This window comes from Cupriavidus sp. 96C5-1 (genome assembly GCF_057798855.1).
In genome coordinates, this window is sequence record NZ_JBYOJU010000119.1 from 1 (window position 1) to 606 (window position 606).

At 73.3% G+C, this 606-nt stretch carries 1 protein-coding gene; it reads left to right on the forward strand.

Translation table 11 applies throughout. The features are described from left to right. Positions 1-606 (forward strand): ImcF-related family protein (locus tag AC3FOF_RS44570; RefSeq protein WP_488730314.1); only part of this gene is annotated, 606 nt, incomplete at both ends.

Genomic DNA, 606 nt, shown 5'->3' on the forward strand with positions numbered 1-606 from the left:
TGAGCAGGCGGCCAGGCGCACGCAGATCGCCAGCGACTGGGTGCTCACCGATGGGCAGCCGCAACAGGGCAAGCCGCAGCAGGCTGACGGCGGCACCGCCGAGGACCTGCAGGCCGCGCTGACCGAGCAGTACTTCGCCGACTACGCGGAACACTGGCAGCGCTTCATGAACAGCCTGCAGTGGGAAGCCGCCCCCACCTTGCCGGCGGCGATCGGGCAGCTCAAGCTGCTGGCCGATGCGCGCCAGTCGCCGGTGATCGCGCTGATGCGGTCGCTCGCGTACCAGGGCGGCGCCGGCGCGCGCAAGGACACGCTGTCCGACACGCTGGTGGCCAAGGCGCAGGACCTGCTCGGCAAGCAGGCGCCCGGACCCGAGGCGCCCAAGGCCGACCCGGCCGGGCCGCTTGGGGCCGCGTTCGGTCCGGTGCTGCGGCTGGTGGGACAGGGCCAGGGTGGCCAGGGCGGGCAGGGCGCCGGCGGCGACCTGAGCCTGCAACGGTTCCTCGACCGCGCCACGGCCTTGCGCCTGCGCCTGCAGCAGATCAGCAACAGCGCCGATGCCGATGCGCAGGCCCGGCAGATGGCGCAGGCGCTGTTCCAGGGCAA